General features: G+C 40.6%; 15 protein-coding genes, 1 tRNA gene and 1 other annotated feature. Of the genes, 4 read left to right on the plus strand and 12 right to left on the minus strand.

The window, feature by feature from the left end; all coding sequences use genetic code 11:
- The 6 genes from AB5754_RS08375 to rplU all read right to left on the minus strand — a co-directional run.
- The coding region (locus tag AB5754_RS08375) for a transglutaminase family protein (protein WP_368259545.1) at positions 1-1,499 on the minus strand (1,499 nt) is incomplete at its 3' end.
- Positions 1,500-1,502: 3 nt separating this feature from the next.
- The gene (locus AB5754_RS08380) at positions 1,503-2,510 is read right to left on the minus strand and encodes a DUF58 domain-containing protein (protein WP_368259546.1); all 1,008 of its coding nucleotides are present in this window, start codon (positions 2,508-2,510) and stop codon (positions 1,503-1,505) included.
- Positions 2,507-3,439: an AAA family ATPase gene (locus tag AB5754_RS08385; RefSeq protein ID WP_368259547.1), complete on the minus strand. Its 933-nt coding sequence runs from the start codon at positions 3,437-3,439 to the stop codon at positions 2,507-2,509. The genes AB5754_RS08380 and AB5754_RS08385 overlap by 4 nt, the downstream gene beginning before the upstream one ends.
- Positions 3,440-3,728: 289 nt before the next feature.
- The gene (rpmA, locus tag AB5754_RS08390) at positions 3,729-4,022 is read right to left on the minus strand and encodes a 50S ribosomal protein L27 (protein WP_010754154.1); all 294 of its coding nucleotides are present in this window, start codon (positions 4,020-4,022) and stop codon (positions 3,729-3,731) included.
- Positions 4,023-4,046: 24 nt separating this feature from the next.
- Complete coding sequence (locus AB5754_RS08395; protein ID WP_311833091.1) at positions 4,047-4,388, minus strand: ribosomal-processing cysteine protease Prp; 342 nt, start codon at positions 4,386-4,388, stop codon at positions 4,047-4,049.
- A gap of 24 nt (positions 4,389-4,412) precedes the next feature.
- Positions 4,413-4,721, minus strand: a complete 309-nt coding sequence (gene rplU, locus AB5754_RS08400) for a 50S ribosomal protein L21 (protein ID WP_010754156.1) — start codon at positions 4,719-4,721, stop codon at positions 4,413-4,415.
- A gap of 18 nt (positions 4,722-4,739) precedes the next feature.
- Positions 4,740-4,813: a sequence feature (ribosomal protein L21 leader region), on the minus strand.
- A gap of 128 nt (positions 4,814-4,941) precedes the next feature.
- Between rplU and AB5754_RS08405 the strand changes: the two genes are divergently transcribed.
- On the plus strand, positions 4,942-5,586 hold the full coding sequence (locus tag AB5754_RS08405; protein ID WP_368252461.1) for a uracil-DNA glycosylase: 645 nt from the start codon (positions 4,942-4,944) through the stop codon (positions 5,584-5,586).
- A gap of 28 nt (positions 5,587-5,614) precedes the next feature.
- Here the strand turns inward: AB5754_RS08405 and AB5754_RS08410 are convergent, their stop codons facing one another.
- Positions 5,615-6,679, minus strand: a complete 1,065-nt coding sequence (locus tag AB5754_RS08410) for a glycosyltransferase family 4 protein (protein WP_368252462.1) — start codon at positions 6,677-6,679, stop codon at positions 5,615-5,617.
- A 160-nt stretch (positions 6,680-6,839) separates the two neighbouring features.
- Here AB5754_RS08410 and AB5754_RS08415 point away from each other — a divergent pair, with 160 nt between their 5' ends.
- Together AB5754_RS08415 and AB5754_RS08420 are read left to right on the plus strand one after the other, a co-directional pair.
- Complete coding sequence (locus AB5754_RS08415) at positions 6,840-7,502, plus strand: hypothetical protein (protein ID WP_311833088.1); 663 nt, start codon at positions 6,840-6,842, stop codon at positions 7,500-7,502.
- Positions 7,503-7,569: 67 nt separating this feature from the next.
- Positions 7,570-8,091 (plus strand): GNAT family N-acetyltransferase, encoded by a 522-nt coding sequence (locus AB5754_RS08420; protein ID WP_368252463.1) that lies wholly within the window; start codon positions 7,570-7,572, stop codon positions 8,089-8,091.
- A gap of 190 nt (positions 8,092-8,281) precedes the next feature.
- Here AB5754_RS08420 and AB5754_RS08425 read toward each other — a convergent pair whose 3' ends face one another.
- The 5 genes from AB5754_RS08425 to AB5754_RS08445 form a co-directional block, all read right to left on the minus strand.
- Positions 8,282-8,587 carry a DUF898 family protein gene (locus tag AB5754_RS08425; RefSeq protein WP_311833087.1) on the minus strand — a complete coding sequence of 102 codons (306 nt, stop codon included), beginning with the start codon at positions 8,585-8,587 and terminating at the stop codon, positions 8,282-8,284.
- Between the two features lie 160 nt (positions 8,588-8,747).
- Positions 8,748-8,821 (minus strand) — tRNA-Arg (locus AB5754_RS08430).
- 483 nt (positions 8,822-9,304) lie between these two features.
- Positions 9,305-9,934: a nitroreductase family protein gene (locus AB5754_RS08435; RefSeq protein ID WP_311833086.1), complete on the minus strand. Its 630-nt coding sequence runs from the start codon at positions 9,932-9,934 to the stop codon at positions 9,305-9,307.
- 26 nt (positions 9,935-9,960) lie between these two features.
- The gene (locus AB5754_RS08440) at positions 9,961-10,644 is read right to left on the minus strand and encodes an O-methyltransferase (RefSeq protein WP_311833085.1); all 684 of its coding nucleotides are present in this window, start codon (positions 10,642-10,644) and stop codon (positions 9,961-9,963) included.
- 126 nt (positions 10,645-10,770) lie between these two features.
- Positions 10,771-11,289 carry a signal peptidase I gene (locus AB5754_RS08445; protein WP_368251278.1) on the minus strand — a complete coding sequence of 173 codons (519 nt, stop codon included), beginning with the start codon at positions 11,287-11,289 and terminating at the stop codon, positions 10,771-10,773.
- A gap of 190 nt (positions 11,290-11,479) precedes the next feature.
- Between AB5754_RS08445 and AB5754_RS08450 the strand changes: the two genes are divergently transcribed.
- Positions 11,480-13,315 (plus strand): GHKL domain-containing protein, encoded by a 1,836-nt coding sequence (locus tag AB5754_RS08450; RefSeq protein ID WP_368251279.1) that lies wholly within the window; start codon positions 11,480-11,482, stop codon positions 13,313-13,315.
- The last annotated feature ends 66 nt before the right edge of the window (positions 13,316-13,381 follow it).

Below are 13,381 nucleotides of genomic sequence, written 5' to 3' on the forward strand. Positions count from 1 at the left end.
AAACTAGGAATTTCCGTACCCGGACTAAAGCCTTTCGCCCAACGCGCCGGAATCCCCAAAGTGCGCAACAGCACCACCATGGCACTAGAAAAATTATCACAATAGCCCACTTTGCTTTCAAATAGAAACTGATCTACGTAATCTTGGTTTAATTCTGGCGCCACCACATCCACTTTGGAATAGCGAAAGTCTTCGGAACTATTTAAGTAAGTTTCCACTGCACTAACTTGATCATACAATGTATTCGCCTCACGGGTGATTGCTTCTGCCAGTTGTCCCACCCGGGAAGGTAGCGTATCTGGTAGCTGAAGGTAGCGCATCAATATGCCTTTTTTATCAACAGAGACTTGCTGTAATGCAGAGGCAGGGTAATGAGGCTCTTTAGAAACCATCGTCAGTTTTCGATTTTCTTTTTCACCAAGCAATAAATTTACTCGCTGTGTTTCTTCATAATAAGCAAAGCCGGAAAAACCACTGGTTATGGTCAAATCGGAATTACCGTAGGGCAGTGGTAAATACAAATCATTAGTTTCAAATTCTAGTTCAATTTGTTGGGTCAGTAAAAAATTTTCCGTTTCACTGTGCGTTACCGTAAGTTCTGAAGCTTCTAAAACAAAAGGAGCCACAGTCCATTGGCGCTCCCAACCTTTTCCTGTATATTGATCTTTACTATCCACACGCCAGTAATGAGGATAACTTTGACTGGCTCGAAACAAAACCGTAGCATCATCGATCAACGCTCCTCCTAAAGCTTCATCATCTTCTCCAAAGCCCGTACGAGTATTCCCGCCAATACCAACCTTTTCCACAAAACCATACAGACCGGCCTCATTTAAGCGATTTCGCAAAGAGACACTCTGACTGGCTAAAGGATCTCTAAGCCAAGCATCTGGCAAATTCAAGGTCCCGAAAAGTAACAACCCTAAAAATCCTCCACCGAGTAGTAAAAACCAAAAACTCTTGCTCCCTAAATTGCGATAGTGACGAACACCATTGGCCAATAATGCGCAAAGAAGCAATAACAAGCTTTCATTAACCGCATCCACACGATTAAAAATCGACAGAAGTAAAAAATAACTTAAAAGGCTGAGATAACTCAGACCGATCAATTCATATTCAATGCCTAAGACTGCAATCAAACACGCCGCTAAAAAAATCAATGTAAAAGCTAATAAAGAAGGCGTTCGACCAAAGCCTTCTTCTTGTACTAAAGTTAGTAAAGGTTTTACTTGCTGCCAAAAAGCTACAAACCACTCTCTATCAAGAGAATGATCCAATGGAAAATAATGATGCAAGGTACCGATAAAGACGCCAGCTCCCCACACTAGTCGCAACGGCCAAAAAGGAAATAGCCACAGTCCGGCACACAGTATGGTAATAGCTGCCATAGCAAATGTTTGTTCCAAGTTATACATGCTTAAAAACCGACCTAAGGCAATTAACAATGCCACCGTCATAATGATTGCCAGCAACCCTTTTTCTTTTATGCGCTTTAGCATAGGTCACCACCTTTCCCGACTTGGCTGATTGTTACTGGAAATAGTCAACAAAGAATATCCGCTCACACGATTGTATTTTCTCAAATTAGTTACTGTTTGTTGTAAAATTTCATCTGCTTCTCCATAAAAAATCACCAAGTCCTGATTGCGCCATTCCGGCAAAGGAGGCGGTGTTTCAAAACCGGTTATTTCTGCAAATACGCCCTCTTCTGTCACTAAATTCACTTGTTGGGCAATTACATATTGCTGAATACCAGTCAGTTCTTTTTGCATGGCGTAATAACGGCTTAGAATAAATTCAAATGCCTTTTGTTGCTCACCCCAAAAGACAAAGATTGGTTTGACTGCTTGTCCAGTTTCTTGTTCCCGAATGGTCAAAGTTCGCTGACGAGCGCTCACCTTCCAGTCCACTTGTCGCCGATTATCTCCCGGCTGGTACTTGCGATAACTCCGCACTTGAGGCAAAGGCTCGCCAAAAGTTTGCTGACTGAATTGTTTCCGCAATTGCTGGCCTAGGCTACGACCCAGCGAATCTTCTTTTGGTAAAACATATAATGTACAAGGTAAAAGCTTTCTTTGCTCTTTTTCAAATAAACCAAACAAATCCCCGCCACGCAGAAAAATTGGCGGCTTTTCAAAACGTCCCCGCACGAGTGGGCGTACTGGAAAGGTTAGCGTTACCGGCTGCCCATGATAAAAAAAGAACTGATACGCCTCTGTTGGCAATTCCTTGATGCTTACTTGAAAAAGCGCTTGCCAAAAACCGCTCGCCAAAACTTCCACTACTAAATCAAAATCTTGTCCCACTTGAGTGTACTGCACTTTCTCCGTCTTAAACTGCATCTTTTTTAAAGAAGGCAAAAAAGACAATAACATTAACAACAAAAAGCCACTGAAAAAAACAAACAAACTCCAGCCAGTAGGATTGTTAAAAACAAGTGCATTGGCAAAAAGTACCACCCAGCCAATAATTATCAGCACTATTTTGCCAATTCGTCGGATTTTTTTCATGATTTTTTCCTCACAGGTACCAAAACGCTAGCCAAAATTTCCTTAAGAATCTTTTCTTTATCCTCTCCGTAGTTCAAAATCAAGCGATGACCAAATACTGGCCCCATCACCGCCTGCAAGTCTTCTGGAGTCACAAAGTCCCGTCCATGAACAAAAGCATAGGCTTGAGCCCCTCGTAAAAAAGCAATCCCCCCTCGAGGACTGATGCCTAAGCGGACACCAGCATGCTCTCTAGTGGCCCGAATCAAATTCAAGCCATAGCGGCTGACTTGATTGCTAACAGTAACCTCTGAAACTTGTTGCTTTAACCGTATCAACTGCTCCTTGGTTAATACCGATTGTACATGAGCCAAGGCCTGCTCTTGTTGCCCTAATAACAAGACCAGTTCATCTTCATAAACTGGATAACCAATTTTTAATCGAAATAAAAAACGATCCAGCTGTGCTTCTGGCAAAGGATACGTTCCTTCATATTCCACAGGATTTTGAGTTGCCAATACAAAAAAATGCTCATCTAAAGGATAAGTCTGATTGTCAATGGTTACGTGTTTTTCTGACATCGCCTCTAATAACGCCGCTTGGGTCCTTGGCGGAGTGCGATTAATTTCATCGGCTAACAATACCGTAGTAAAAATTGGTCCCGGCCGAAACTCAAACCTGCGACTTTCCTCGTTATAAATCGAAAGACCGGAAATATCACTTGGTTGTAAATCCGGGGTGAACTGCACCCGGGAAAACTCCCCTTGAATTGCTTTGGCAAGAGTCTTCACCAAGACAGTCTTTCCTACCCCAGGAATATCTTCAAATAAAACGTGCCCTCCAGCAAGCAAGGCCGCTACCGTCATTTCAATAACTTCTCTCTTCCCGATTACCACTTTTTCAATCTCGGCAATCAGTTTTTGAATCGATTGATGTTGTCTTTGTTCCATGAAATCAACCGCCTTTCCTTCTTCTTTTCTTATTGTACCGAGATTTTTATGCAGTAGCAAAGCTTTGGATTAAAATACAAAAAAGCTCCAGATTCTAAAGACCTGAAGTTTTTTCCGTCTTATTCATTTTTTAATTTCCTCGATATTTTTTAATAAGCTGCTGATTTGCGGCTAGAATGTCTACAAATGTTGGCATTTCATTGCGAAAAACTAGAATATCAAAAATGGGCATTCATCCTTATAAAAAAGTCCGAACCCTGATAAAAGAGTTCGGACTTTCCTTATTTGCTTACGCTTCAGCAGCCACTGGATAAACAGAGACTTGCTTTTTGTCGCGGCCTTTACGTTCGAAACGTACTACGCCGTCGCATTTAGCGAACAATGTGTCATCGCCACCGATACCAACGTTCACACCTGGATAAATCTTAGTGCCCCGTTGACGGTAAAGGATGGATCCACCTGTAACAGTTTGACCGTCCGCCCGTTTAGCACCTAAACGTTTGGATTCTGAGTCACGGCCGTTGGAAGTAGAACCGCCCCCTTTTTTGTGGGCGAAGAATTGTAAATTCATTTTCAACAACATGGAATGCACCTCCTGTAATAGACTTTATTTCGTGATGGTTTTCAATTGCAGATATTCTCCATATTCCGCTTGAACTGCTTGCAATCCCAATAAAAGATTTTCCAGCAGTATCTGAGTGATGTTGGTCTGCTCCTGGGTCGAATCTTCCGGTAGCTCCACGTAAAGGTAGCCACCTTCTTCTTCGTTGGCGTCAAGAATTGGTTTGACACCGGCTAAAGCATCGATACCGTTGACACAACTGATGGCTAATGCCGAGACAGCTGCACAAACGAGGTCCTTTCCATACTCACCAGATTGAGCGTGGCCAGTCAGTTCAAAGGAAATGATCCGACCAGAGTCATTACGTTTTAATGTCCCAATGATCAAGAAATCCACCTGCTTTATGAAAAATTATGCGTTGATTGCGTCAATGACAACTTTTGTATAAGGTTGACGATGACCTTGCTTGCGGTGAGTGTGTTTTTTAGGTTTGTATTTGTAAGTCACGACTTTCTTTTGCTTGCCGTGTTTTTCAACCGTACCTGCAACAGTTGCGCCTGCGATTGTTGGGTTCCCAACTTTCGTAGATTCGCCACCTACCAAAATTACTTCGTCAAAAGTAACCTTTTCGCCAGCTTCAACGTCTAGTTTTTCAACGTAGATCGCTTGACCGACTTCCACTTTGACTTGTTTGCCACCAGTTTTAATGATTGCGTACATGCTTTGAAGCACCTCCTTTGTTAGACTTAGACTCGCCATCCCCAGTGATCTTAACGATGCTTACTACTGGTTCTGTGCGGTTGTAGCTGTGGTGCCCACAATTACAACAATACTACTTTAGCAAAAAAACACTTCCCCGTCAACCACTTGTTTTCAAAGATTTGCAAAAGCTTTTCAAAGCTTTTGCCACAGTTTATACTGAAAAAAAGGAGTGTAGAAGATGAATTATCCTGATTGGTTAGTCAATGATGTAGCTCGCCGTTCAAAAGGCTTTTTATTAGAAGGCTTTGTTGCTGGGGCCGGCCCGATAAATGCTCAATTATTCATTTTAGGAGAAGCCCCTGGTCGCAATGAAATTGAAACGCTAATTCCTTTTAGCGGTGCTGCTGGTGTTGAATTAGACAAATCTTTGACACTAGCCGGTCTTACTCGCAGTGACATCTACATTACCAGTGCGGTACGCAGTCGCCCCTACAGCGTAAAATCAGTGATCAATAAAAAAAGCGGGATACCCGAAACGAAGCGTCCAAATCGCACTCCCACGAAAAAAGAAATCCTAGCCCACGCTCCGATTACTGATTATGAGATTCAGCAAGTTCAACCAGATATCATTGTTACTCTGGGAAATATTGGACTACAACGGCTATTAGGTTCTGCTCATACTGTCACCAAAGACCATGGTCAAGTTTTAACAGGCCCCATCAAAGAATTAAATCAAGCCCAAGAAAGCTATCAACTTTCTGATAAAACCTATACTGTTGTCCCCATGTTTCATCCAGCCGCGATTTTTTATAATCGCAAACTCGCACCATTAATTGAAGAAGACTGGCAAAAGTTAGGGACTTTCCTCCATAAAAAAAGCTGAACACCTCAACAAGCGTTCAGCTTTTTTATTACGGTTGGACTTCTCGACTCTCTGGAGACAGCTTTAAAGCTTTTCCTTTGGCTAAGTCTGTATAAAAACGATGCCAGATTTTGGCCACATTATCCTCAGAATAATGTTGGGCTGCTTTGGCAGAAAGAGCAGCATAAACTTGCAGCTGACTAGGATCTTGCGCAAGCTCACGGAGTTTTTCCTCCATTTCATCGCGATCATCGGTGCCAAGGTAATAACCAGAAATCACCGATTCATACAAATCCAAGTTGCGTACCATCACCGGTGTGTGACAACTAAAAGCTTCCAAAATACTCATGGGAAATAACTCGTTATATGAAGGCAAGAGAAAAATATCTGCCATATTATAGTAAGAAACCAATTCATTACGGTCTAAAATTCCGGTAAACGTCAAATTTTCCGGCGGATTTTCGTACACTTCTCGATAGGCCTCATAGCCATCAGTCAGCTTTCCGAATGAAAACCCACCGGCCCAGACAAATTTCAAGTCTGGATTATCCTTGGCTAATTGAATAAAGTCATCGATTCCTTTGCGCTTTTGCACTTGGCCTACCCCAAGAATCACAAAATCATCCTCGCTAAATCCTAATTTAGAGCGGATTGCTTGTTTTTCTGTCTCGCTTTGAGGATAAAAATCCTCGGTGGAGACAAAATTCGGGATATAGCAGATTTTTTCTTCTGGAATCCCCGCAGCCACAAGTTCAGGAATAAAACTAGGATTGACCACTACTAATAAATCCATCCGGCGATAAAAAGACATGACATACCAGTTAAAAATCTTTTGAAAAGGCGGAAACAAATCAATGCTCCCTTTTAAAGTCTCAGGTAAAAAATGCACATAGCCAACTCTGACTCCCCTACTTTTTTTGGAAAAAGTAGAGAGATAAAATTCGGGATTAATCGTATGGTAATGAGAGATATCCGCTTTAGAAGTGGTATTTATTTCAATATGAAACTCATCAGCAAAACGGTCTTGCAACATTCTAACTAATTCATCATAGGCACTGCCTACTCCTTGACCTTTCACTGTGTCCGCTCGAGACAGCATGGTAATTCTAATCATAGTTGTTCCTTTCTCAATCAAAAATCATTGCTTTAAATTTATTATAGCATAAGCCAAAGTTCCCTACATGGGACCAAAGCCTCAGGAAATCCTCGGTCTTTTTCTAGGGACTAGCTTATAGATATGATACACTAGAAATATGTGAAAGGAGTTGGTATAAATGGTCATGAACGCGACTAAAATAAGACGAGGACTGACCCTTTTTGGCATCCTCGTGTTACTATTCAATATTTACGAATACATCGTAGAACTTTCTCCCCGCTCCGAAATGCGGGTGGTTATTTTAGAATGTATCTTAGGTATTGGGCTCATTTACTTACCGGATTTAATCAAGAAATATTTTAAAATTTTGATTCCAGAATCCATCACTTATTTTTATTGGTTTTTCCTCTTCATTGCTGTCTTTTTAGGTACTTGTCTCCACTTGATTCGTATTATTAGCGGTTGGGACAAACTGCTCCACTCCATTAGCCCCATGCTATTAACTGCCGTAGGATATGGCTTGATTGCCATGTTTTTGAAAAAAGCTCATACAAAAGATGTCTCCATTTGGCTCTTTTTACTCTTCGGCTTTGCTTTTTCCGGCGTTTGCGGCGTTTTTTGGGAATTTTGGGAATTTCTCTGTGACTCCGTTGCCTCCCTTAATCTCCAACGCTACATTAGCCATGGACAGGAACTCATTGGGCGAGCGGCCTTAATGGATACCATGTTAGATATGTTCACCAATACCGCCGGCGCCATTGTCATGGGAATCTACGCCTTTGCCAAAAGCGGTGGTCAACCGGAATATTTTGAGTCTTATCGGATTCGTAAAATCAAATAGTCCCATAATTAGGTCCCTATCCTCTAGGCCAATTTTTTATCAAGCATAGAAAGCTGGTGATTGTTTTATGTTAATCAGATCTATTCAGCCAAAAGATTATCTTCCAACAAGAGAACTGATAATGAACGCTTTTCGACATTCAGACCACGGCTATCAAAATGAAGCAGAACTCGTGGATAAAATCCGACAAGAAGCAACTTATGAGCCAGATTTAGAAGTGGTAGCCGAAGAAGCCTGCCAACTACTGGGTCATGGCTTATTGAGCCAAGTCCAGATTGTAAACAAGGATCAGACCTTTACCGGCTTAGTACTAGCACCTTTAGCCGTTCTACCTGAAAGGCAAGGACAAGGGATTGGTGGTAAAATTTTGCAAGAATTGGAGAAGCGAGCCGTGACCCATTCTTATGAATTTATTAGCATTCTTGGTCATCCCGACTACTATCCTCGCTTCGGCTATCAAAAAGCCAGTCTTTATGAAATTACCGCACCCTTTCCAGTTCCCGATGCAGCTTTTCTGATTAAAGCTTTAACACCCAAAGGACTTGCAGGAGTTCATGGAAAAGTGCGTTACGCTAAAGCCTTTGAGTAAAAAAGATTGCCGGAAATAAAGGTGAGTCAACCTTTGAGTATTTGGACAAAAAAAGCGAAGCACTCCTTGGTTACTTAAAAGAGTGTTTCGCTTTTTGAATCTTCGGTTTACAGTTGGTCATATTTATTTAAAAACCAGTATAAGGTTACTGTCAGTTTTTCATGTCTGTATTAATGATAAAACAAGAAGCCTACGCCATCGTATGAGTGTGTTTTACGCGCCATTGTTCCAATTTAATATTTAACCAGAAACCATAAATACCAAGCGTGATAAATGTTAGCAAGAGCCATTTAATCCAATTGCCAAATAATTGCATCGCCGTCCCGTCAAAATAAAGCCGCTTGCCATCAATTACCGTATGTTTGATTTTCCAATTGTACAACATGCAGATTCCCCAGGGAGCACAAATACCCAGCGTACAAACTGTAATTAAAAATGACAGAATAGACGTACCTACATAAGTTGCTAATCCTCCATCGAAATATGAATTTTTCATTTTTCTTCTCCCCTTTCTTTTCTAACTCTTTTATTTTAGCATTCCTACCTAGCTTGACACTATTTTTGATCACCAACTCAACTTGGTGGAATTTTCTAAATAAAGCCCCCCACAAAACGTAATCTGTAGGGGGCTAAAAGGCTATTAAATCCTATTGATACGCGTCCAGAGGGATTCGAACCCCCGACCGTCCGCTTAGAAGGCGGATGCTCTATCCAGCTGAGCTATGGACACAAGTGCAATAATAGTAGTAATTACAGTCCTTAATCAGTAACTTCCAGCTTATTTAGATAGAATTTCAACTGACAGTTTAGACCATAACGACACCAACAGAAGAAATTTTACCAGAGTTTCTAACTCTTTGCAACAATTTATCGAATGCTCAGATGGTTATTTTATACCATGACCACAGATAAATTGCGCCTAACAAAAATCGCTCTTCGTTTACTGATTTGATTGCACTTCTATTATCTACTTTGAAGAAGACCACTACCCTTGAAGATTTACAAGAAGTACCATCACAATAAGAAGCACTTCATTTCACTTCTTTGAATCATTTAAGAACAATCTAGTCACCCGAACATGATGTAATGGCTTTTCAAAACCGGTTGGCATGCTTCTCTATTCGCCTCCAAAATATAGCTAGTCCGATTTCTTTCACCATAACAAAACACTCTTTTTTTCATCAAAATGAAAAGCAAAGAGTGTTTCGCTGATTTATTCAAACCGTGTTATTTCTGTTGCAGGCAAGCGATAAGAAGGAAAGCCCGCTTCTTTCGCTTTTCCTATAGCCAAAATCATCACTGGCACATAGCGTTCTTTATTATAATCTAACGCATCTGGCAGACCTTCTGCTTCAAAGCCACCAATCGGATTGGTGTCATAGCCGTGTTTTCGGGCTACTAACATCAACTGCATCGCCACCAAACTTGCATCGATGGTTACAATTCTAGTCATTTCTTCCTTTGACAAATTTTGATAATAAGGAAGCATAGTGGCCAACTGTTTATCGCGCACTTCTTCGGGCATCAAACCCATAGCTACCGCTTCATTATAGATTTGCTCTCCACATTCGTAACACTGTAAATCACCTAAAATCAAGATCATCGCAGCAGAAGAATCATTTTGACGCGTATTAAAACGGATTAAAGGGCGCAACTTTTCCTTTGCTTCATCGCTTGTCACAACTAAAAAGCGCCAAGGCTGCATATTAATAGAAGACGGGGCACTAACCGCTTCTTGAATCATCCCCAATAGTTCAGCTTGGGGAATTTTCACTCCTTCATCGAATTGACGTACGGATCTGCGTCCCGATAAAATTTCAGAAAAATCATTTGTGTGAGTCATAACTTCTCCTTTATTTCTTTTGACATTTACAAAGTGACAGTTTCCACTTCTTTGGTGATTAAAATCACGCCGTCGCCTAAAGGTACTAAGCTAGAAGTTAGTTGGGGATGGTTCATCACCACTTGTAAAAATTCATTTAATTTACGATGGATTGCCCGGTTTTTTCGAGGAATCTCTTCAATCGGATCCAAAATTGTGCCCGCTTGAAATACATCATCTACCATTAAGACGCCACCTTTTTTCAACAAGCGCAAACATTCTGGCAAAAACTCAATGTATTTCGACTTGGCGCTATCCATAAAAATAAAATCATAAGGTCCAGATAAGGTAGGCAAGACTTCTGCGGCTTGGCCTTCCAATAAGGTCACCTGCTCTTCAAGGCCTAATTTTTTGAAATTTTCTTTGGCTTGTTTGATCATCACATCATAGCGATCAATGGTAGTTACGTGTCCCCCTTCTGCTAGACAAGTAGTCATCAAGCTGGCAGAAAAACCAATAGCCGTACCCACTTCCAAAATTTCCTTTGGTCGCAATTGGCCTAGTAAAAATTGCAAAAACACCACCGTTTCATGGGGAATCACGGGCACTCCTTTTTCATGGGCTTGTGCTTCTAACTCTCCCAAAGCACCTGGTAAAGCTTTTTGCTTGTTCCGCATAAATTCCACCAGCTCTGGTTTGACAACTGGCCGGTGCATCATTTCGTTTTGCATCACTGTCTCTCCTTCATATCCCTCAAGGCGAAGATCGCCATTTTTTCCTTTGCAAAAAGACTGCCACAATTGTAGCAGTCTCATTATACGATATTCTCTTGAAATGGCGCAAACTTAGCTACCTTATTATTCTAGCCAAGAAGCCCGTTTCTTTTGTAAACGCAACTGGTGGCCCAAACGCCAACCAGTATATAGGGTTAACCCTGAGGCAACTAGCCAAAATAAAACTTGAGCGGCTTTTACAAAACTTTCACTGGCAATCAAACCCAGATAAGGCAGATGGAAAACTGGTTGACCAATTAAATTTCGCTTGGTCACAGCTTCAACAGCCCCTTGTTTTTCTTTATCACCTTTCGTATAAAACAATTCTTTAGAAGAATCTTTCGCTACTACCCGGCGTGTGATCACTTCTTCACCTTGATTCAAATAATAAGTGATAATCTCCCCTACGTTAATCTCAACGGCAGGTTGTTGCCGTACAAAAATTAAACTGCCATTGGGGTAGGTACTTTGCATAGCATCATCTCGAATAACCGCAATCTTCAGCCCAAATAAATGAGGTAACAAGGTGACAGCTAATGCCAAGGTCATTAAGGCCACTAAAGCCAAAGAACCTAGCGCATTGATTCGTTTCCAAAAATTCATCGGCTTTTCGCTCCTCTCATTATTATAATATTATTAAAACTACTCACAATCAATTGGAACTAATGTTATATTACACTGTTTTTAAATTACATTCATTTCTTTTAAAAACATAGAATAGCAAGTTAATACAGTGTTGACTTATCATTAAAAAAAATTTAAGCTGAAGTATAATAAGAGAGGTGATTATTTAATGAATTTAAAAAATAACCTTATCAATAAAAAATTAAAGAGTCAGCTGCGTTGGCTGTTACTCTTTTTGATCATTGGAACTTTCCTGACAATTGTGGGCTTTTTCTGTTATGCTTTCACCCACCCTTTTACCAAAAACCAGATGGCAGAAATCAAAGAAACTTGGCTCTATTCTTCCCGGGAAGATCCTGATACTACTTTTAAAAGTCAATACGTTAAAAAGATGACTAGTATCGAACCTAACGAAACACTGGTCATGTCACGTACAATGGTACGAAAAGTGGACAATCCCGTATTGTTGGTTCAGGGGAATCATCAGTGGTTTTCCATCTGGCTGGAAGACGAACTGATTTACGACTATTCGCCTACCAGTCAGGGCCAAACTGTTCCGGAAAATCCCGGAAAAAACTTACAAGAAATCCTCTTACCCAATGATTACATTGGGCAACAATTGCGCATAGAAGTCAGCACACCTTACGAAAACTATACCGGCTTACCTGTTCGAGTCTTTGTGGGAGAAGCAAACTCGGTGATGGCCTATGCAATGGCAGTTTTCGCTAGCCAAATGTTAATGGTTATCCTCTCTTTAGGCATTAGCATTGCCTTAATGGCCTTTATCATCCGCAAACTCTTTACCCAAAAACAATTAGACTTAAAAATCTTGCTTTTGGCTTGTTTTGCCTTAACTGTGGCTGTGGAATCTGCCGCAACAGATATCATCTCCGGTCTTTTCTTTAGCCCGGTGGTGAATTCGCTTCTGGCGACATTCTTTGCTATTTTGACTCCTTTACTTCTTGTCTCTTATTACTATTTAGAGATGGACAAATTGAAAGCTCGCTATCGAATCTGGGTAATCATCCACATTGTTAGTAGTGCTTTAGTGTTAAGTTATAGCTTGTTTTCTAAAACTGACTTACCAGAAGTCAAACCGTGGCTAGATACCATCAGTGTTTTTGGCACAATTATCACCGCTTATGCCGCCATTCGTGAAAGTCAAAACAAGAACCGCTTTTACTTATTTTGCACTCCGTGGATTGTTTTAGTCGCCTCTGCTCATTGTTTCTTATATATTATGAGCTCTTTAGGTACAGAATTCAGCACATTAAATATCACCGCTCTTTTCTATGGCGCTATTTTACTGGTGCTCTTTAGTTACGCTGTGACAGACTTTTTGCAAAAAGAAGAAAAGAATCGACGCCAAATGAGTTTCTTAGAAGTGAAAACTGAGCTGCTAGAAGAAAGCCGGGAAGAAATGCGGCAACATTTGTCAGAAGTGGACGCCATGAAGCAAACTTTTGCTGACAACCTTCACGTAATGGCTCTCTTAGCTGAAGATGAAAATTTTGAAGGTGTAAAAGAACACATTCAAAAACTACAAAAAGATACAGAATTACTGGATGGTCTACCGGTCGTCACCTGTCATCCTTTGGCTAATTTAATTTTGACTCGTTATCAAAAAATCGCCCAAGAACGCAATATTGACGTCGAATTAGCAGTAGATTTACCTGAAAGCCTAAGTATGACCGACAATGATTTAACCAATTTATTTGCTCATTTGTTGGAGCATGCTGTGCGGGAAACTTATGCAATTACCGATCCTAGTCAGCGCAAAATTGTTTTAACCATCAGCTATGAAAAAGAACAATTGGAAATCAGCTGTGAGCATACTAATAATTATCACGAAAATATTTTTGATAAAGGAATCACTGCTGAATTACCAGAGCAAGAGGAATTTGATTTACGAGTATTAGAATCAATTTCAAAAAAATATGCTGGCAAAGTTACCCAGCAAAATACTGACAAAACCGATACTGTAAAAATCCACTTAGAAATATAAATAACAAGCAGAAGTCTTAAAAAAACTTCTGCTTGCTTTTTTTTTCATTTACCAGTAGCATAGAAA

Source organism: Enterococcus sp. 2201sp1_2201st1_C11_2201SCRN_220225, assembly GCF_040925905.1.
GTDB classification, from domain to species: Bacteria; Bacillota; Bacilli; order Lactobacillales; family Enterococcaceae; genus Enterococcus_C; species Enterococcus_C asini_A.